Consider the following 19819-nt stretch of genomic DNA (forward strand, 5'->3'; position numbering starts at 1 on the left):
AATACAGGCGTTTTTGATAGATCAATATAATGCAAAAAAAAACCTTAACTCCAATTCTTTTAGCTGGAATCTTTTTTCTTATGCTGGGCCTTTCATTTGCTGCAGTACCTTTATATGATATATTTTGCAAAGTAACAGGATTTGGTGGAACAACTCAAATATCAAAAGAAGCACCACAAATAGTTTTAGACCAAAAGGTTAGTGTTCGTTTTGATACAAATGTAAATAAACTTCCTTGGAATTTTAAAGCAAAAAAAAATGTACTTAATGTAAAGATTGGTCAAGTGAATCGAATTGAATTTGAGGTTGAAAATTACGGGAATGAAACCACTTATGGAGTTGCTGCCTTTAATGTATCCCCTTCATCATTTGGTAAATATTATAGTAAATTAGGGTGTTTTTGTTTTGAAAAGCAGGCTTTAAAAGCTGGTGAAAAAGCAACTTATATAATGACTTTTTATTTGGACCCAGAAATGGTAAATGATCCCAATACTAAAAATATTAAAGATGTAACTATGTCCTATACTTTTTTTTCATCAGATTACTATAACCAGTCAAAATTATAGAAATGACCGCAGAAAAAAAACACGATTATCATTTAGTAGACCCAAGTCCTTGGCCTATATACGTCTCATTTTCATGTTTAGTTTTAGCAATAGGTTCGGTTTATTATCTTCATAGCGAAGTTTCTTGGGGAATGTATCTAGGTTTAGCATTACTACTTTATGGGACATATATGTGGTTTAGAGATGTTGTTATTGAAGCAGAACATCAAGGTCACCACACACCAGTGGTACAAATTCATCATAGATATGGAATGACATTATTTATTGCTTCAGAAGTTATGTTCTTCGTGGCTTGGTTTTGGGCATATTTTGATGCAAGTTTATTTCCATCTTTAGCAATTGGGGGAATATGGCCGCCCGAAGATATTGTAACCTTTGACCCATGGGATATTCCACTAATTAATACATTAATTTTACTTTTATCTGGAACGACAGTAACATGGTCTCACCATGCTTTACTTGAGGGTGATAGAAAAAGTTTTATTCAAGGATTAGTTCTTACAGTAATACTTGGTTTCTCTTTTTCACTATTGCAAGTTTATGAATACCAGCATGCAACTTTTGATTTTGCAGGAAATATATATGGTTCAGTATTTTATATGGCAACAGGCTTTCACGGTTTCCATGTAATTATTGGTACCATATTTCTAGCAGTATGTTTAATGAGAGCAAGAAAGGGTCACTTTACCGAAGAACATCACTTTGGATTTGAGGCAGCTGCTTGGTACTGGCATTTTGTAGATGTTGTGTGGCTATTCTTATTTGCTGCCATTTACATTTGGGGAAGTTAATTTTTAGCCCTTGAGATATAAATTTTTATTTTCTATTTTTGTATTTTTTTTTATTTCTGTCTTTATTTCTCTTGGTAGCTGGCAGATTGTTAGGCTTAATTGGAAATTAGATCTAATCAACCAGATAGAAACTTCACTCAAAAATAATCCTGTTAATCTTACAACTTCCACTCAAAAAAACTATTTAAGAATTAAAACTAATGGATCAATTAATTTTGAAAAACAAATTTATCTATATAATTTGAATGAAAAAGGAAAACCAGGCTTTGAAGTAGTTAGTCCAATAAAAATCGGAAACAAAGATTATTTGCTAAATAGAGGTTGGGTACCATTTGATAAAAAAGATAATAAAATTCTTAATGTTTTCGATGAAAATAATATAACTGGAATTTTAAAAAAACAAATAAAGCCCAATAGATTTAAGCCCAAAAATGATCTTTTAAATAATTATTGGTTTACACTTGATAGGGATGATATTTTTAAATTCACAGGTAAAAAGTTTTCTCCATATGTAATTTATCTTTCTGGAAATAATGAATTACCAAAACCAAAATTGATTACTGCAAACATTTCAAATAACCACAAAAAGTATGCAATGACTTGGTTTTCGTTAGCGATTTCAATTTTTTTACTATATTTATATTTTAGAAAAAAAAATTATTAAATGAAATACATAAGCACCAGAAATAACTCAAAAGAATATAGCTTTGAACAGGTATTTATCAAAGGTCTTGCAGATGATGGAGGTTTGTTTGTTCCAAAAGAAGTTAAAAAATACAGCACTAAAAAAATACATGCACTAAGTAAATTGAGTTATCAAAATTTAGCAAAAGAAATAATATACCCATTTATAGGTGATTTTATGACAGTAAATGAGCTGTCAGATATCGTTGATAAATCATATTCTGTATTCAGAAAAGATAACGTCATAGATTTAATTAAATTAGGTGATACTTTTATTTTAGAGCTGTTTCATGGTCCAACGCTAGCCTTTAAAGATATAGCAATGCAATTACTAGGAAACTTCTATGAGCATTACTTAAAAAAAAATAACAAAGATATAAATGTTGTAGTTGCAACATCTGGAGATACCGGTGCTGCTGCAATCGATGCAATCAAGGGAAAAAAGAATATGAATATATTTGTTCTTCACCCTCATGAAAAAGTTTCACTCGTTCAAAGAAAACTAATGTCGACAGTCAAAGAAAAGAATGTATTTAATATAGCAATTGAAGGTAACTTTGATGATTGTCAAAATTTAGTTAAGTCAATGTTTGCAGATAAGGAATTTTCTAATTCAATTAATATGTCTGGAGTAAATTCAATAAACTGGGCAAGAATTATTGCACAAACTGTATATTATTTTTATACATACTTCCAAGTACATGACAAAAGTCCTATTAATTTTTCAGTACCGACAGGAAATTTTGGAGATGTCTATGCTGGCTATCTATCAAAAAAAATGGGTTTACCAATAAACAAATTTATAGTTGCAACTAATAAAAATGATATTTTGCATAGAGCAATCTCTAATGGAAATTATGAAGCAGAAAGTGTGTCTCAAACAAACACACCAAGTATGGATATTCAAATTGCTAGTAATTTTGAAAGATTAATTTATGATTTAAACAACTGTGATGATAACGAAACTAAAAAAATCATGCATGGAATTAAAGAGAATGGTAAATATACTATTCCAAGAGATAAAATAGCAAAAATAAATAAAGATTTTTTATCAGCAAGTATGAGTGAGAAGGAAATTTTAGATACTATTAAAGAAGTCCAAGCTAAATATGATACTATTCTGGATCCACATACTGCAATAGGGTTTGGATCTTTAGATAAAGTAAATTTAGAAGGTAATAATATTGTTCTAGCAACCGCACATCCCTGCAAGTTCCCTGAGGCTATAGATAAATCAATTGGGATCAAACCTGATTTACCTGGTGAACTAAGGTATATTATGGATGAAAAAGAAAACTATGATATTATATCTAATAATCTAAGTAAAACTCAACAATACATTAAGGAAAAAATATAATGAAATTAAAAGAAAATGAAACAATACCTAATTCTGAACTTTTTATAATGGAAGATGGAGATCCAATTAAGAAAAGTACTTTTGAGTTTTTTAAAGATAAGAAGATAGTTTTATTTGGTTTACCTGGTGCTTACACATCAGTTTGTTCAGCTAAACATTTACCTGGATACGTTGATAGTCATGATAAATACAAAGTAAAAGGTGTAGATTTAATAGCCTGCATTTCAGTAAATGATCCATTTGTAATGGAGGCTTGGGGTAAAAGCCATAATGTTAAAGATAAAATTTTGATGATGGCAGATCCATTTTTAAGTTTTACGAAAGCAATAGGTGCTGATGTAGATAAGAGTGCTAGAGGCTTAGGTATAAGATCAAATAGATACACAATGTTAATAGACAATCTAAAAGTAATTAAATTACAAGAAGAAGAAAATACTGGTGCGTGTGAAATTTCGGCAGCCCAAAACTTTTTAGATTTAGTTTAATTCAGCAGCTTGCTTAGCTAATAAATCAACCTCTTCATTAAGAATATTCCCAGCATGAGCCTTAACCCATATCCATTTAATTTCATGAGATTTATTTAATTCATATAGCTGCATCCAAAGCTCTTTGTTTTTTACTGGTTCTTTTTTAGAGGTTAACCAATTGTTTTTAATCCATTTATGCACCCAATCAGTAATCCCTAGCTTCACATATTGTGAGTCTGTATAAATTTCAATAGGTTGTGGCTCTTTTATTTCTTGAAGTGCTTTTATTGGAGCCATTAACTCCATTTTATTGTTAGTTGTATCTTTAACATTTCCACTAATTTTTTTTATTTCATCATTAATATTGATGATTGCAGCCCAACCTCCATTCCCAGGATTTTTTAAACAAGAACCATCAGTATAAATTTTTATCATTATTTATAATAATCTTTGTAGTTATTCAGATTGTTATGGATAATTAGTTTTTGAAAATATTCGTTAGGTTCTTTGATCTGAATTAGTGCAGTTTTAGGAGTGTTATAATAATCATAAATTCTGGTTAGTAGGTATCTTAAAGCTGCACCTCTACATAATATATTTAATGAGTCTTTCTCTTTTTTTGAAATAGCTCTTATAGTTTCATATCCATTAATTAAGTGTTTAATTTTTTTATTATTCATTACAAAAGAATTTCTTTTTTTATCAAAACATAAAGCATTTATACAAATTGCAATCTCATACATAAGAAAATCGTTGCTTGAAAAATAAAAATCAATAAATCCAGAAAAACTATTTTTATTAAAGAAAATATTATCTATAAATAAATCTCCATGAATAATTCCACTTGGTAATTTTTTTGGCCATTGATTTTTAATATCTCTTAAACATACATTAAGAACTGGTTTTAGTTTTGGAGCTATTTTATTTGATGTAAATCTTATACTTTTTAATAAACCATTTAATTTACTAATAGACATAGAGTTTTGTCTATATAGCTTTATTTTAGTTCCAGCCTTGTGGAATTTTGCAATGTTTTTTCCAATATCAAAACAATTTTTATAATTAAGTGTAGTCTTATCTTTCCCTTTTAAAAAACTCACTATACTTGCAGGTTTATTTTGAATTTTACTTAAGTGCTTACCACCACTATTCCTTAATGGTTTTGGACAAATAATTTTTTTTTGATTAAGTTGTTCCATTAAGTTCATAAAGAAAGGTAAATCTTTTTTCTGAACTCTTTTTTCAAAAATTGTTAAAATAAATCTTTTTTTATTTGTTTTTAATAAGTAGTTTGTATTTTCTATTCCTTTTTTAATTCCTTCAGATTTGATTATTTTTCCTAAGTTATAATCTCTACTTAGTGATAGAAGGTCTTTACTGTTTATTCTAGTATATACAGCCATCTAATTTAATTTTGCAGGAACTTTAAAGACTATATTTTCTTTGATAATTTCAACTTCCTCAATTTTTATTTTAAACTTTACTTTTAATCTATTAATGAAATCTTCAACTAAAACCTCAGGTGCTGATGCGCCAGATGAAACACCAATTGTTTTACAATTTTGTATTTTTTCAAAAGGAATTACACTCTCGGAATGAATTAGTTCAGCATGTCGGCACCCAGTTTGTTCTGCTACCTCAACTAAACGAACTGAATTTGAGGAATTTCTACTTCCTAAAACAAAAAACATATCACACTGTTTGGCAATGTTTTTAACAGCTGATTGCCGATTGGTAGTTGCATAGCAAATATCCTCTTTAAATGGTTCTTTAATCTGTGGAAATTTTTTTTTAAGAGCTTTTATTATATTTTTAGTGTCATCAACAGACAGAGTTGTTTGAGTAACATATGCAATTTTTTTATTATTATCTAATTCATATAATTCAACATCATGTTCATCTTGAATTAAATCAATTGTATCTCGTGGTAACTGGCCCATAGTACCAATAACTTCTGGATGATTGTTATGTCCTATAAGAATAATATGATAACCAGCTTTGTGAAGGTTTTCTGCTTCTCTATGAACTTTTGAGACCAGAGGACAGGTAGCATCTATATATTCCATGTTATAGCTATTAGCTTCTATTGGAACTGATTTTGGTACACCATGTGCAGAAAAAATTACTGGTCTAGTCTTATCTTTAATCTCCTCTAACTCTTCAACAAAAATTGCACCTATTGCCTTAAGATTATCCACTACATGTTTATTGTGAACTATTTCATGTCGTACATAAACTGGTGCACCATATTTTTTTATACTTTGTTTAACTATTTCTATTGCTCTTTCTACTCCAGCACAAAAACCTCTTGGAGCAGATAACAATAATTTAATTTCTTTATTTTTCATTTTTTTCTAAAAGATACTCAAGCAATATATGGGGAAAGGTTAAAGACGCCAAACCAATAAATATAACTTTTAATATTGCATCATTTAATTGATAGAAATTAGATAGAAAATATAAGCTTAAAACATATAAAATAGCAGTTAAAACAGTAAGCGGCATAGCTTTTTTTATAAAAGTGATAGCACCAATTTTAAAACTATTTTTATCAAGTTCTGTTATTAGTGAAATTGAATGTCTGAAGGAATGTAGGAAGCAAAAGTATACTGTAAAGGCTACTAGCGGAGTTAAAAAATAATTCAGAACAATAATTGAAAAAAAATCTAAAAATATCAAAATATTAACAATTTTAAAATCTTTCAAAAAGTAATAAATACTTGATAGTAAAGAAATAGATAAAGCAAAAATTAATATACTTTTATCTTCAATAAAGTTTAAGAATAAATAAAACTTTTCATTTTCTATTAAAAGTAGTTTAAAAATATTAATTGTTTCAACAAAGTGAAATATTAATGGTGCAATGATAATTAGAGACCCTTTTAAGAAATAAAAAATTAGATTTAATATATTTTTATTATTTATCAAAAATTCTGTATCTTCTTTGCCAAAATGATACGAGGCAACAACTAAAAATAAAATAAGAGACACAGTTGGAAAAAATAACCAAAATATAATGATACCAATCCCTATGAGAGAATATATAATATAAAAAAGATAAGATCTTTTTATATTATATAATTGGCTAAGTTTTTTACCTTTTTGATTATCTAATGCACCATGAGAAATTCCAATTGAAAGAATAAGAAATAAACATATCACTGGAGAGATAATTAAGTTTTCAAATTGATTAACAATCAAGACAACAAAACATGAAAAAAGAAAAAAAATAATTGAATGATAGAAATTAATTTTATTTATCAGACTATGCATTTTATTTTAAAAGTGCTTTAATAAATAACCATTTAGGCATTTTAAGAATTATTAATAAGTCTTGAAAAATATTACTTTTATTTGAAAGAAATTTAATTACAGTTTTAGGGGAGTTATCAAACATTTTAAAAAATATATTTGGCATTTGGTTGGTGTGATTAGTTAAAACTCTTAAAAATATTTTATCTAGAAATTGATATTTTTTTTTAATTCCATATTTTTTTATTTTATCAATATTATCAATGTTTTTCCTTATATATCTGCTGTGGTCTTGAATATTCAAAAAAGTATATCCAGTGCTTAATCTAGTCATATGTCCTGCGGTACCTATATTTATTTTATTTTTTTCATTAACATTTGATGGATAAAATAGTGGTATGGCACCATTTTCTTTATAATTAATTTTGTAATTTTTAATATTTAGATGATTTTCAATATAATTCTTTAATTGTTCGTCATAATCTTTTTCCAAATCATTATTCATTTTAGATAACCAAGTAGTCTCAACTAAAGCCTTATTTTTACTATAAGGCAGCGTATAAAAGAAATGAACACTGTCATATTGCTGACAATCAAAGTCCATTAAATTCATCATCTTTTCATCAAAAAAATCTTTAGTAGTCTCGATCTCAATACCCTTGAAATGTTGCCAAAGCTGGTTTTCTTCAGACTCTATTGATGGAACACTATTGAAAACAAGGGAGTTATTTAAGTTTACCTCATTAATATCTTTATAAAATTTGATATTCAGATTTTGCTTTAGTATGGAGTTTATCTTTTTATAGAATAGCCCACTATCAATAGATTGATAAGGTAGCTCATTACACTCTAAAAATTTAATTTTATTAGGTATATTTATAGAAAAATTATCCCAACTTTTTTTTACACAATCTTCAAAATTATGATTTATTGTTTTCCAGAAAGACCAAGTTTTATCTCTTTTATATTCTAATCTAGGCTCAATAATTGCTAATGTTTTATCTTTAAGTTTATTATGAGTTTCCAATTCGTATGCCAAAGATAGGCCAGCACAACCACCACCAATAATTATATAGTCAAATTCTCTCATTTAGATCTATTTCTTCATTAATTAAAAGGTGTTCATTATTCATATAGCTACTTTTTTGTTTTGTTAAAAAAAGTGTTACTAAATCAAATATAGAAAAAATGGTCTCATAAACTTTTGTAATACTATTTATATAAATCTTACCAGCTTTATTGTAATTCTCCATATTCCCTGTTTTTAAAATCCTATCACCTATTTTTTTGTAAACTCTTCTTGCTACAAGTATTGCAAATCTAAATTTAAAAGGTATTTCCTTTATTGCTACAAATGAACTTTTATAGAATATATCAGCTAAAGCCAATGTATCTCTTATTGTATCAAAATTATTCTTAATATAAAATCTATTAATCTTTGAGTCCTCCACAACATCTCTAGATATATTTGTTAGTTGCATTGCAATTCCTAAATCTATGGCAGCTTTCATTGAATTATCATCTTTAACATCTAAAATTTTTGCCATCATCAGACCTACTGTACCAGCAACTCTATAAGAATAAATTAACAAATCTTTTTTATTATTTAATTGAACTTTTTTATTTAAATCTGATTCAACGCCATCAAATAAGTCCTCAACAATTTTTATTGAAATTAAATGACGATCCATGAGATCCCACATATTCTTAATTATTATATTATTGAAGTTTTTATTAAAAAAATCATTCTTGAAAATTAATAGATTTTTTTTTTTACTATCTAGTTCACCATCGTCGTCTGCAATATTATCTACAGTTCTACAAAAATCATATAAAGATGAACATTTTTGATAGGTTTTTTGAGGTAAAAAGAAACCAGCCCAATTAAATGACTTTGCATAAATAGACAGATAGTTTTTGTTAGACATTATATAATCTTATCTAGAACTTTTGCAGAGGATAGCACACCAGGAACACCTGCGCCAGGATGTGTTCCTGCCCCAACAAAATACAAACCATCATAAATTTCTGATTTATTATGAAATCTAAAATATGCAGACTGTGTAAATTTAGGCTGTATCGAAAAACCTGATCCAAATTTTGTATTTAATTCATTCTCAAAATAATCTGGTGTTAAATAGAAATCTTCAATAATATTTTCTCTTAGATTAGGAAGTAATGCTTTTTCCATTTTATCTATTACTAAATTCCTCATTTTTTCACCCTCAATTTTCCAATCAATGTTTGATTGATTATTTGGGACAGGCACAAGAACATAAAAACAATCATTTCCTTCAGGTGCCATTGATTTATCTGTAGCTGATGGTCTGTGAAGGTAATAGCTTATGTCATCATTTAATTTCTTATTATCAAAAATATCACTCAGGTGCTCTTTATATTTATCACCAAATTTGATTGTGTGATGTTCAACATCTGGGTATTTTTTTTTTGTTCCAAAATAGTAAACAAACAGACCCATAGAATACTGCATTCGATTCTGCTTCCATTTAAAAAGAGAACTTGTTTTATTTAAGTTTAGAAGCTTTTCATATACAGCAGGAGGATCAGCATTACATATTACATTATTTGAAAGTATTTCTTTTTGATTATCTAATTTTACTCCACTAATTTTTCCATTGTTTGAAATTATTTCAGTTACTTCATGTCCTTTGATTAATTCAATTTCTTGTTCAATCATTAATTTTTCTAAGCCATTGATTATATTTCCAGTTCCTCCCATTGAGTAATGTATGCCCCACTTTTTTTCAAGATATAGAATTAATCCGTATATTGATGTTGTTGTAAAGGGGTTTCCACCAACCAATAAAGGATGCATACTTAGCATACGTCTTAATTTCTCATTTTTTATGTATGAAGAAACTAATGAATAAACTGATTTATAGCTTTTAAGTTTTAGTAAAGAAGGCAATTGTTTCATCATCACAAGTGGTTTATCAAATGGAACATCAGCTAGTTCTGTGAAGCCTTTATCAAATATCTTTTTTGTGAATTTTACAAGCTGCTCATAACCTTTAACATCCTCTTTATTTATTTTTTCAATTTGCTTTTTCATTTGATCTTCATCACCAGAATAATCAAATACACCTCCATCTTCATAAATAAATCTATACCAAGTTTTCAAAGGAGTAAGTTTTATGTAATCTTGAGATTTTTTATTAAATAAAGTGAAAAGTTCTTCAATTAGATATGGTGCAGTAATTACTGTTGGTCCAGCATCAAAAGTAAAACCATTTTTTTTAAACACTCTAGCTCTACCACCTAAGTCAGGGTGTTTTTCAATTAAAGTTACTTTATGATTTTTGGCCCTTAATCTTAGTGCTGCGGCTATACCACCAAATCCAGAACCAATGACAATAGATTTCATTGAGTTAATTTATAGTTTTTTTAAAAAATTGTAAGGTAATTATGAGCTTATTTTTTTTAAAGCTATTTTTGTTTCTTCAAGGTTTTTTTCAAAAAGACCATCAAGCTTTGATTTATCAACAGAAGTATTAATAATTTTTTTTACTGAATCGACAGCAATTCTAATTGAAACATCTTTTATTTCTTTAAGTGCTGCCTCTTTCATTTGTGAAATTTTATTTTCTGCTAAATTCTTTTTAATTTCTGAAAATTTATGAAATTTATCATTCATTTCAATAATAAGGTGGTCACTATCTTTTTTAGCTTGTTGCAAAATATCATTGCTTACTGTTTGTGCGGTATTAAGTTTATTTTGAGCATTATCTAGTAAAACCTTTGCTTCCTGTCTTAGCTTTTCACTTTCGTCTATTTCATTTTTAATATCAAGGATAAGCTTATTTAAAAGTTCATTAATTTTTTGAGGTATTTTTAAATAAACTAAAGCCCCTATAAATATCAAAAAGGATATTGCTACCCAGAAAGTTGCATCAATTACCATAATATTCATCCATTTTTTTTCTTGAAAAATCTTCTACTATTGCAGAAATACTACTACTGTTAACTTCAGCTCCTATTAGTTGCTGCAGTAAGTCTGAAGAAGTTTCTTCAGCAATCTTTTTGATTTTTTCTGGTGCATTATTTCTAAAAGTTTTTATCTCAATCTCTGTTTTATTAACCTCTTCATCAATTTCTTTATCTAGTACTTCTTTTTTTATACCAATATCTTTCAGTACTTTTTCTCTAGCTTGTTTAAAATAGTTTTTCGCCTCATTTTTACTATCCTGTACTATCTTTTCGTATTCTTCAATTTTTTGCTCACTCTCTTCTCTTTTCTTCTCAGCAGCCTCAATGTTTTCTAAAATTTGAGATTTTCTAGTTTCTAAATTGGCACTTATTTTTGGAAGTATAAGTTTAGATAAAACAACATATAAAATTCCAAAAGTAATAATTAACCAAAAAATTTGAGAAACCCAAAACTCAGGATTTAATTGAGGCATCCCACCGCTTTCAGCTGCAAAAGCTTCCATAAAAAACAGGAAGCTTAAAAATATCGACTGAAAAAATATTTTTTTAATCATTAAATTTAAAATGCAAATAAAATAATTAATGCTACAACCAATCCAAATAGACCAGTTGCCTCAGCTAAAGCAAAACCTAATAAAAGATTAGGAAATTGTTTTTGAGCTGCAGACGGGTTTCTCATTGCACCAGAAAGGTAATTACCAAAGATAATTCCAATTCCAACTCCGGCGCCCGCTAGAGCTATTGCTGCTAGTCCTGCTCCGATCATTTTTGCTGCTTCTAATTCCATTATATCCTCCTTATGTTAGTTAATGGTGTAAATTTAATGCATCATTTAAGTAGATGCAGGTTAAGATTGCGAAAACATATGCTTGAAGAAAAGCAACTAGTATTTCCAAGCCAGTTAGCGCAACCGAAAAACTCAGTGGAAGCCATCCACCAACTATTCCAAGGCTTATTACAAAGCCTCCGAAAACTTTCATCATAGTATGACCAGCCATCATGTTTGCAAACAAACGAACTGAAAGACTAACTGGTCTACTTAAGTAAGAAATTATTTCTATAACAACTATTAGCGGCAATAGTACAGCAGGCACTCCACTAGGTACAAATAATTTTAAATATCCTAATCCATGTTTCATAAATCCAATAATTGTTACACCCACAAAAATAAATGAAGCCAAGATAAAAGTAACAATGATATGGCTAGTTACTGTAAAAGCATAAGGGATCATCCCAAACATGTTACAGAATAGCACAAACATAAATATTGAGAAGATAAACGCAAAGTAAGGTTTTGCTTTTGATCCTGCGGTATCGCTAATCATTTTGGAAACAAAAGTATAGCTTAATTCAGAAAGAAGTTGCATCTTGCTTGGTAGTAAGGAATTTTTTTTTGACCCTAAATTAAAAACTAATAAGATTGCAAGTGAACTAATCACCATAAACAAACTTGCGTTTGTGAAAGAAATATCTATTGCCCCTAATTTAATCTCTGGTCCAATTCTATAAACTTCGAATTGGTTCATTGGGTTTGTAGCCATAATTTTTTAAGTCTATTTTTGCATATTTTTTGCAGATCTGAATACGTTTATAATTCCAGCAACAACACCTACAAAAAAAAATATTAATATTAACCAGGGCTTAGTACCAAAGGTCTTATCTAAAATAAACCCTATAATTGTCCCAACTGCCACTGCAGACACTAATTCTGTACTTAATTTAAAGGCAGTGCCAATAGAAGAGGGTACTTCTTCATTTTTATATAGATTTTTCTTTGAAAGCTTATTTTTTGCAATCTCCAAGCGAGTTTTAAGGCTATCTTTTGGCATTTAAATTATTACGCAACCATGCTCTCTGCTTTTTGTAAATCTACAGCAACAAGTTGGCTAATACCTTTTTCAGGCATTGTAACTCCATAAAGTCTATTCATTTTTGACATAGTTAGAGCATGGTGAGTTACGATAATAAATTTAGTGTCAGTTATTTTAGTTAAATCATCAAGAAGACCACAAAATCTTGTTACGTTAGCATCATCTAGCGGAGCATCAACTTCATCCAACACACAGATTGGAGATGGGTTGGTAAGGAACACAGCAAAAATAAGAGACAAGGCTGTTAAAGCTTGTTCTCCACCAGATAGTAAAGTTATAGACTGAAGCCTTTTACCAGGAGGACTTACCAGCATTTCCAAACCAGCTTCAAGTGGATCATCAGAGTCCACTAACTCTAGTTTTGCATTTCCACCATTAAATAGCTTTGTATAAACTTCATTAAATTTTCTATTAACTTTTTCAAAGGCTTCTAATAATCTTTCTCTTCCTTTTTGATTTAATTCATTAATACTTTCTTTTAATTTTATAATAGCAGACACAAGATCTTCTCTATCTTGTTCCATTTTTTTAATTTCTATTTCATATTTGCTGGTTTCTTCATCTGCTCTAAGGTTGACAGATCCCAATTTTTCTCTTTCTCTTTTTTTTTCATCAAGAGCTTCTTCTTGATCAACGGAATTGGGTAACTCTACAACACCATTTAAATTAGAATTTTCTAAAATATCATTTTCTTCAAGATTAAGTTCAGAACTAACTCTTTCTAACAGATCTTCTTTACGTTTTTTTAAACCTTCAACAGTAGCTCCTGAGCTTGCTTTTCTTTCTCTTATTTGAATAGATCTTTCTTGAACGTCATTTAACTCAAGTCTTAAAGAGTTTATCTTTTTATCTGTTTCTTCGATTATTTTTTCATTCTCAATTTTTTCATTTTGTGAAATTCTCAGACCCTCAGTAATTTGTCCTTTTCTTTCTGCTTGGGCTTTGGGTTGTTGATCACGCTCATTTAACTGTGATAGTAATTTATTTTTTCTTTCAGTTAGCTCAGAAACCATTTTTTCAGAATTAGAGAGTAAGTTTTTCCAACTTTCAACTTCTGACTCTATGGCTTTAATTCTTTCGTTTCTTTTTACAGACTCTTTTTTTATTGACTGATTTTTACTAAAACTATCAGCATATTTTTCTTGCAATAATTTAATGTTTTCATTTTTTTCATTAATGTTAGTAAGCTTCTTCTTGCTATCCTCATCTTCAAGATTATTTAAAAAACTATCTATTTCTATCTGACATCGATCAAGTAGAGTAATCGCTTGATTAATCTCATTTTTATTGATCAATTCTTTTGCTCTGGTAATTGTATTTTTAACATTTTGAATTGGTCCAATAGCAATATTGATATTTCCATCAGCAAAAATGTTAATAATTTCATCAACAGATTTTTGCTCATCTTTTAATAGGTTTTTTGCCTTTTCAAGATCTTCGTTTGATAATTTTTCTGTTTCAAAATATTTAGAATCTATTTCTATTAATTCAGCTTTCTCCTCTTTAAGTCGTCTTTCATTTGAATTGGCATCAATTACAATCCCTTTTTCTCTGTCTATATCTTCCTCGATAGTTTTTAGGGATTTTTTAATATTTTCAATTTCATCTTGAGTTCTAACATTTTCTTCATCTAAATTTTGTAGCTCTAAATTTAATCTTTGAATTTTGGATAAGTTTTCTATATTTTTCTCTCTTAATGGAGAAACTTTATCAGTTTCAGTTTTAATTAAACTCTCAAATTGAGAAATCTGTTGATTGAAGTTAATCACTTCTCCTTCAGCCTCATTGTTGATTTCATTCTCTATTCTAATTTCATTATCAATGTCTAATAATCTTAAATAATATAATCCTGCTTCAATTTTTTTTATTTCATCAGATATAAGTTTGTATTTTGTTGCTTCTTCAGCTTGTTTCTGAAGGTTTGCCAATTGTTTTTCTTGTTGCCTTCTTAATTCATCAGCTCTTTTCAAGTTTGTATCTGCAGCATTTAATCTAAGTTCAGCTTCATGCCTTCTAACATGCAATCCTGAAATATTAGCTGCCTCCTCTAAAATTGCACGTCTGTCTGTAGGCTTAGCAGTTACTAAGGCTCCAATACGTCCCTGGCTAATCATTGATGGTGAATGAGCACCCGTAGATAAATCTGCAAAAAACATTTGAGCATCTCTAGCTCTAACTTCTTTATCATTTATATAAAATTTTGAGCCTTTGTCTTTTTCAATTTTTCTTCTAACTTCTACATGATCTAAATCTTTATATTGCATTGGGCCATCATGACTTGCATTATCCACACTAATAGAAACTTCTGCTATATTTTTAGAAGACTTATTAGATGTACCATTAAAGATGACATCTTCCATGCCTGAGCCACGCATACTCTTAGCTGAGGTTTCACCCATAACCCATCTTAAGGATTCTACGATATTAGATTTTCCACAACCGTTTGGACCAACGATGCCAGTTAAGCCGTGCTCTATTAGAAAATTTGTTTTTTCAGCAAATGATTTAAATCCATTTAACTGGATTTTTTTAAACTCCATGGACTAACTTATATCAGTTTTTCCAGATATTTTTTTAAATTCTTATAATTTAGGGCTTTATCAAACTTTTTATCATTAATTATTATCGTAGGAGTAGCATTAACTTCAAATTTTTTTACCCCATCGATTCGATCATTTAAAACGTAATCTTCTATAGCTTTATCACTCAAGCATTTTTCAAAATCTACGTTTACACTTTCACTTGCTAGGAATGTTTTTAAATAACCTGTTGCTTCTTTTGGTGTTTTTCCTCTAGCCCATTTTTTTTGCCCAGAGTATAAAATATTCAAAATATTTGAACTACCATCATTATTACACTGAGCAATTTTTGATGCATTAAAAGCTGCTAAATCTAATGGAAAATGTCTAAATTCAATTTTTACTAATCCTTTATCAATAAAGTCTTTTTTAAGTTCAGGATATACATCTTTATGAAAATTTGCACAGTGACCACAGGTCAATGACTCGTAAGCAATTATTGTTATTTTAGCACTTTCTTCTCCTTCAGAAATTCTTTTGACCATTTCATTATCTGCAGCAAACGCTTTAGGGAAGAAGATAAAAAATATTATAAATAATGTCGACGTCAATTTTTTCATCGTTGTTTAAATAGTTTTGTTAATTCAAGTAATGATTTTTTAATTTTATCATTCTTAATACTATTTATCCTATCTGCATATTTAATATTTGTCACATGATTTTCATTAGTATCTAATTTTTTGAAATTTGTTTGAGTGTCATCAAAGCTTATGAATTTCAATTTCTCAACAACTGCATAACCAAAAAAACTATTCATTTTATCCATTATTATTTTTTTTGAATACTCCAAATCAATTTCATGTCCTCTCTTTACCATTATTTGAAGAGTGCTTACTCCAAATCTATTCGAATTTTTAAAGGATTTGGGATAGCATATCTGAAAAAGATCATCTCCAACTATGTACTTCCAGTTATTAAGTGTTTCAGAAAATATATGACCCTTTTTTTTGATAATTTTTTTAATGTTTTTTGGCAAAGTGTCTTTAAAAGACCTTAAGCCTTGAATAGTTTTAAACCTCTGCTTAGTATTATTTTTAAATTGCATATGACCAAATTCATACTAACAAAAAAAATTCTTTATTGGTACGATAATAATAAAAGATCACTCCCATGGAGAAAAAAGCTATCACAAGTTAAGCGAGAATATTACACGTTAGTAAGTGAATTTATGTTGCAGCAAACACAGGTTGCAACTGTAATTCCATATTTCAATAATTTTATAAAAGATATTCCAGATATTAAATCTCTATCAAAAATTAAAGAGCATAAGCTTTTAAAGTATTGGGAGGGCCTTGGTTATTATTCAAGAGTAAAAAACTTAAAAAAGACTGCACAAATATTAGAAAAAAATTTTAATAGAAGATTACCAGGCACGATTGACCAATTAAAATTATTACCTGGAATAGGTGACTACACTTCTAATGCAATAATGGCAATTGCCTTTAACAAGCCATTTATTCCCTTAGATGGAAATATTGAAAGAGTAATTAAAAGATTATTAAATTTAAAATTACCCAAAGAAGTTACAAAAGATAATCTTGTTAAGAGTAAAAAAATATTAGGTAATTCAACTAGAGCAAGTGATTATGCGCAAGCGCTAATGGAGCTAGGTTCATTGATTTGTCGACCTAAAAATCCATTATGTCACCAATGCCCTTTAATTAAAAATTGTAAGTCTTTTAAAAAAAAAGATTTTGAAATAATAAAAGAAAGAAAAAAGAAGATTGATAAATTTTATTTGTTAGAAGTTTACAAAAAGAGTAATAAATTTTTACTGATAAAAAATACTAAATTTAATTTTTTAAAGAATTTACAAATATTTCCCATGAAGCAAATATCCAAACCTAATAATTTAGCAAAAACTTTAAACTTCAAGATATCAAATATGAATATGAATGTAATAATCAAGTTTTCCAAGTTAAAGGGTGTAATTTCTAACTCTTCTTGGATTGATAGCTCTAAGCTTGAAGATTATACTTTGCCCACATTTACTAAAAAAATTTTTAATTATTTAAAAAATATTTAATGAAAAATATAGCAATAATAGGAGCGGGTATTTCAGGTCTGTATATTGCAAATCTTTTAATCCAAAACTCAAATTATCAAGTCACAATTTATGAGAAAAATGGTTCTGTTAATTTAAAAAAAGGATATGGAATTCAACTTTCAGTTAATAGCATCAAACTATTAAATCAAATAAATTTTAAAAAAATCAGGATAGAAGATAAATTTCACCCCAATAAACTAGACTTCTATTCTTTAAAAAATAATAAGAAAATATGTGATTTTGATATATCCATGTTTAACAGCGCTGATACAAAATATACTACCTTACAACGCTCTACTTTAATTAATTTCTTAAAAGATGGGCTTCATGAAAATATTATTCATTATAATAAAAAAGTTATAAAGATTAATGAAGAAGCTGAAAATAAAGAAGTTTCTTTTGAGGATGGTTCATCTATTAAATGTGATTACTTAATTATCTCCGATGGAACTTTTTCAAAAACAAAATCATTAATTGCCAATAAAGAAATTAAACCAAAGTACTTTAACTCTATTGCCTTAAGAGCAACAATAGACCAGGATGCCCTTAAGGGTATTAACCCAGAGAATATATCTTTATTTTTAGGATCTAATTTACACTCAGTTCTTTATCCAATTAATAGCAAAGGACAGTTTAATTTTATTAGCATTCTTAGAAAAAAGCTTAGTACTAAAGAGTTATCCGACTATTTTTTATTTGAGAACAAAGATTTTACTGCTTCTATTATATCCGAAATATCAAAGCAAGTAGCTCCTGAAACAATTAAAAATCTAAAAGGTATTAAATGCTTCCCTATATTTGTGAGTTCCGAGGTGTTTGAACTAAAAAATAAAAATACTTTTATTATTGGTGATGCTTTTTTTGCTTTACCTCCAACATTTGCGCAAGGTGCATCTCAATCAATAGAGGTTTCACATGAACTGTATAAAAATTTAGAAAATGAAAAGACTCAATTTAACTCTGAAAGAGTTAAAAGGGTAAAGATGATTGATATGAAATCAAAACTCAATTATTTTGCTTTTCATTTATCTAACCCGTTAACAATTTGGATTAGAAATTTAATAATACAAAAATTAGTAAAAAATAAAAAATTTATTAACAGCTATCTTGGTAAAATTTATAAAGACTAATTTTTAGAAATTAATCTTTGTCTTAAATTATCAATTGGCACAGAAACACCATTCACTGTGCAATGCCAATAAGTCCATCCATTACAGCTTTCAGAGCCAAGTATTGTTGCTGCAACTTTATGAATCGATCCTTCAGCTTGATTATGTTTGATGCTTCCATCTGCCATAATCTTTGCAACTATCTTTTTTTTTTGATCAAAGATACTTGTTCCAGGCTTTATTATTCCAAGCTCTACCAAAGATCCAAAAGGTATTCTAGGTTTGGATCTATTATTTTTTAGAGTGTCTAAGAAATTATCTTCCAAAGGTTTTGTATTCTTTAACCTTTCTACTGCTGCTTTAAAATAGATCTTCTCTTTTTCTATACCATAATACTTTCTACCTAATTTTTTTGCAACAGTTGCAGTTGTTCCAGATCCTAAGAATGGATCTAAAATTAAATCGTCCTTATTTGATGATGCTAATAAAACTCTATGTAATAAAGATTCTGGTTTTTGAGTAGAGTGAACTTTTTTCCCATTTTTTTTAAGTCGCTCTGCTCCGTTACAAATAGGTAAATTCCAATCAGATCTCATTTGAAGATCATCATTTAAACATTTCAAAGATTGATAGTTAAAAGTATATTTTGACTTTTCGCTTTTAGAAGCCCAAATTAAAGTTTCATGAGCATTCGTAAATCTTGTTCCTCTAAAATTAGGCATCGGGTTATTCTTATTCCAGATAACATCGTTTAAAATCCAAAAACCTAAATTCTGTATTGCAGTTCCTACTCTAAAAATATTATGATAACTTCCTATGACCCAGATGGCTCCATCTTTTTTTAATATTCTTCTACATTCTGAAAGCCAAGCAACTGTAAAGTCGTCATATTTTTTAAAGCTTTCAAACTGATCCCATTTATCATTAACAGCACTGACTTTGCTTCTGTCTGGTCTTGTAAGGGAATTTTTTAATTGTAAATTGTATGGTGGATCAGCAAAAACAAGATCAAAGGTTTCGCTTGGAATTTTTTTTAATTCCTCAAGACTGTCACCATTAATAATCTTATTTTTATAATTATTTTCCATTTTCTATAAAACAATTAGACTCCAAACAGATTCCACGGTCAACTTGTGATTGAATTAAAT

At 28.5% G+C, this 19819-nt stretch carries 23 protein-coding genes; 7 read left to right on the top strand and 16 right to left on the bottom strand.

Going from position 1 to position 19819, the window contains the following annotated elements; all coding sequences use genetic code 11:
* Window positions 1-29 precede the first annotated feature (29 nt).
* Genes E5R92_RS05670 through E5R92_RS05690 form a run of 5 tightly spaced genes read left to right on the top strand, consistent with a single transcriptional unit; the run spans window position 30 to window position 3883 of the window.
* Window positions 30-566, top strand: coding sequence for a cytochrome c oxidase assembly protein (locus E5R92_RS05670; RefSeq protein WP_168607121.1), 537 nt, complete (start codon window positions 30-32; stop codon window positions 564-566).
* Between the two features lie 2 nt (window positions 567-568).
* Window positions 569-1357 (top strand): cytochrome c oxidase subunit 3, encoded by a 789-nt coding sequence (locus E5R92_RS05675; protein ID WP_168607122.1) that lies wholly within the window; start codon window positions 569-571, stop codon window positions 1355-1357.
* A gap of 10 nt (window positions 1358-1367) precedes the next feature.
* On the top strand, window positions 1368-2021 hold the full coding sequence (locus E5R92_RS05680; RefSeq protein ID WP_168607123.1) for an SURF1 family protein: 654 nt from the start codon (window positions 1368-1370) through the stop codon (window positions 2019-2021).
* Complete coding sequence (gene thrC, locus E5R92_RS05685) at window positions 2022-3398, top strand: threonine synthase (protein WP_168607124.1); 1377 nt, start codon at window positions 2022-2024, stop codon at window positions 3396-3398. It begins immediately after the preceding gene.
* A complete protein-coding gene (locus tag E5R92_RS05690; RefSeq protein WP_168607125.1) occupies window positions 3398-3883 on the top strand; it encodes a peroxiredoxin in 486 nt (161 codons plus the stop codon). The genes thrC and E5R92_RS05690 overlap by 1 nt, the downstream gene beginning before the upstream one ends.
* Here the strand turns inward: E5R92_RS05690 and rnhA are convergent.
* The 15 genes from rnhA to E5R92_RS05765 are packed head-to-tail and all read right to left on the bottom strand — an operon-like array spanning window position 3875 to window position 16560.
* Window positions 3875-4300, bottom strand: a complete 426-nt coding sequence (rnhA, locus tag E5R92_RS05695; protein WP_168607126.1) for a ribonuclease HI — start codon at window positions 4298-4300, stop codon at window positions 3875-3877. The genes E5R92_RS05690 and rnhA overlap by 9 nt on opposite strands.
* The gene (locus E5R92_RS05700; protein ID WP_168607127.1) at window positions 4300-5268 is read right to left on the bottom strand and encodes a homoserine kinase; all 969 of its coding nucleotides are present in this window, start codon (window positions 5266-5268) and stop codon (window positions 4300-4302) included. Before E5R92_RS05700 ends, rnhA begins: the two co-directional genes overlap by 1 nt.
* Window positions 5269-6213 carry a 4-hydroxy-3-methylbut-2-enyl diphosphate reductase gene (gene ispH, locus E5R92_RS05705; RefSeq protein ID WP_168607128.1) on the bottom strand — a complete coding sequence of 315 codons (945 nt, stop codon included), beginning with the start codon at window positions 6211-6213 and terminating at the stop codon, window positions 5269-5271. It abuts the gene before it with no gap.
* Window positions 6203-7138: a Brp/Blh family beta-carotene 15,15'-dioxygenase gene (locus tag E5R92_RS05710; protein WP_168607129.1), complete on the bottom strand. Its 936-nt coding sequence runs from the start codon at window positions 7136-7138 to the stop codon at window positions 6203-6205. The genes ispH and E5R92_RS05710 overlap by 11 nt, the downstream gene beginning before the upstream one ends.
* Window position 7139: 1 nt before the next feature.
* Window positions 7140-8207 (bottom strand): lycopene cyclase family protein, encoded by a 1068-nt coding sequence (locus E5R92_RS05715; RefSeq protein WP_168607130.1) that lies wholly within the window; start codon window positions 8205-8207, stop codon window positions 7140-7142.
* Window positions 8194-9045, bottom strand: a complete 852-nt coding sequence (locus E5R92_RS05720) for a squalene/phytoene synthase family protein (RefSeq protein WP_168607131.1) — start codon at window positions 9043-9045, stop codon at window positions 8194-8196. Before E5R92_RS05720 ends, E5R92_RS05715 begins: the two co-directional genes overlap by 14 nt.
* The gene (gene crtI / locus E5R92_RS05725; RefSeq protein WP_168607132.1) at window positions 9045-10502 is read right to left on the bottom strand and encodes a phytoene desaturase family protein; all 1458 of its coding nucleotides are present in this window, start codon (window positions 10500-10502) and stop codon (window positions 9045-9047) included. Before crtI ends, E5R92_RS05720 begins: the two co-directional genes overlap by 1 nt.
* A gap of 39 nt (window positions 10503-10541) precedes the next feature.
* Complete coding sequence (locus E5R92_RS05730; protein WP_168607133.1) at window positions 10542-11048, bottom strand: F0F1 ATP synthase subunit B family protein; 507 nt, start codon at window positions 11046-11048, stop codon at window positions 10542-10544.
* Entirely contained in the window at window positions 11029-11568 is a 540-nt protein-coding gene (locus E5R92_RS05735; protein WP_168607472.1) for a F0F1 ATP synthase subunit B family protein, read from the bottom strand. The genes E5R92_RS05730 and E5R92_RS05735 overlap by 20 nt, the downstream gene beginning before the upstream one ends.
* 56 nt (window positions 11569-11624) lie before the next feature.
* Window positions 11625-11852, bottom strand: coding sequence for a F0F1 ATP synthase subunit C (locus E5R92_RS05740; protein WP_006997791.1), 228 nt, complete (start codon window positions 11850-11852; stop codon window positions 11625-11627).
* A gap of 19 nt (window positions 11853-11871) precedes the next feature.
* Window positions 11872-12606 carry a F0F1 ATP synthase subunit A gene (locus E5R92_RS05745; protein ID WP_018413543.1) on the bottom strand — a complete coding sequence of 245 codons (735 nt, stop codon included), beginning with the start codon at window positions 12604-12606 and terminating at the stop codon, window positions 11872-11874.
* Between the two features lie 12 nt (window positions 12607-12618).
* The gene (locus tag E5R92_RS05750) at window positions 12619-12894 is read right to left on the bottom strand and encodes an AtpZ/AtpI family protein (protein ID WP_168607134.1); all 276 of its coding nucleotides are present in this window, start codon (window positions 12892-12894) and stop codon (window positions 12619-12621) included.
* An 8-nt stretch (window positions 12895-12902) separates the two neighbouring features.
* A complete protein-coding gene (locus E5R92_RS05755; RefSeq protein WP_168607135.1) occupies window positions 12903-15476 on the bottom strand; it encodes a chromosome segregation SMC family protein in 2574 nt (857 codons plus the stop codon).
* Between the two features lie 8 nt (window positions 15477-15484).
* Window positions 15485-16075, bottom strand: a complete 591-nt coding sequence (locus E5R92_RS05760; RefSeq protein WP_168607136.1) for a thioredoxin domain-containing protein — start codon at window positions 16073-16075, stop codon at window positions 15485-15487.
* Complete coding sequence (locus tag E5R92_RS05765) at window positions 16072-16560, bottom strand: DciA family protein (RefSeq protein WP_168607137.1); 489 nt, start codon at window positions 16558-16560, stop codon at window positions 16072-16074. The genes E5R92_RS05760 and E5R92_RS05765 overlap by 4 nt, the downstream gene beginning before the upstream one ends.
* Between E5R92_RS05765 and E5R92_RS05770 the strand changes: the two genes are divergently transcribed.
* On the top strand, window positions 16561-17541 hold the full coding sequence (locus tag E5R92_RS05770) for an A/G-specific adenine glycosylase (RefSeq protein ID WP_168607138.1): 981 nt from the start codon (window positions 16561-16563) through the stop codon (window positions 17539-17541).
* Window positions 17541-18692 carry an FAD-dependent monooxygenase gene (locus tag E5R92_RS05775; protein ID WP_168607139.1) on the top strand — a complete coding sequence of 384 codons (1152 nt, stop codon included), beginning with the start codon at window positions 17541-17543 and terminating at the stop codon, window positions 18690-18692. The genes E5R92_RS05770 and E5R92_RS05775 overlap by 1 nt, the downstream gene beginning before the upstream one ends.
* Here the strand turns inward: E5R92_RS05775 and E5R92_RS05780 are convergent.
* On the bottom strand, window positions 18689-19759 hold the full coding sequence (locus E5R92_RS05780) for a site-specific DNA-methyltransferase (protein ID WP_168607140.1): 1071 nt from the start codon (window positions 19757-19759) through the stop codon (window positions 18689-18691). The genes E5R92_RS05775 and E5R92_RS05780 overlap by 4 nt on opposite strands.
* Window positions 19760-19819: the final 60 nt, after the last annotated feature.

It is taken from the genome of Candidatus Pelagibacter giovannonii (assembly GCF_012276695.1).
GTDB lineage: Bacteria > Pseudomonadota > Alphaproteobacteria > Pelagibacterales > Pelagibacteraceae > Pelagibacter > Pelagibacter giovannonii.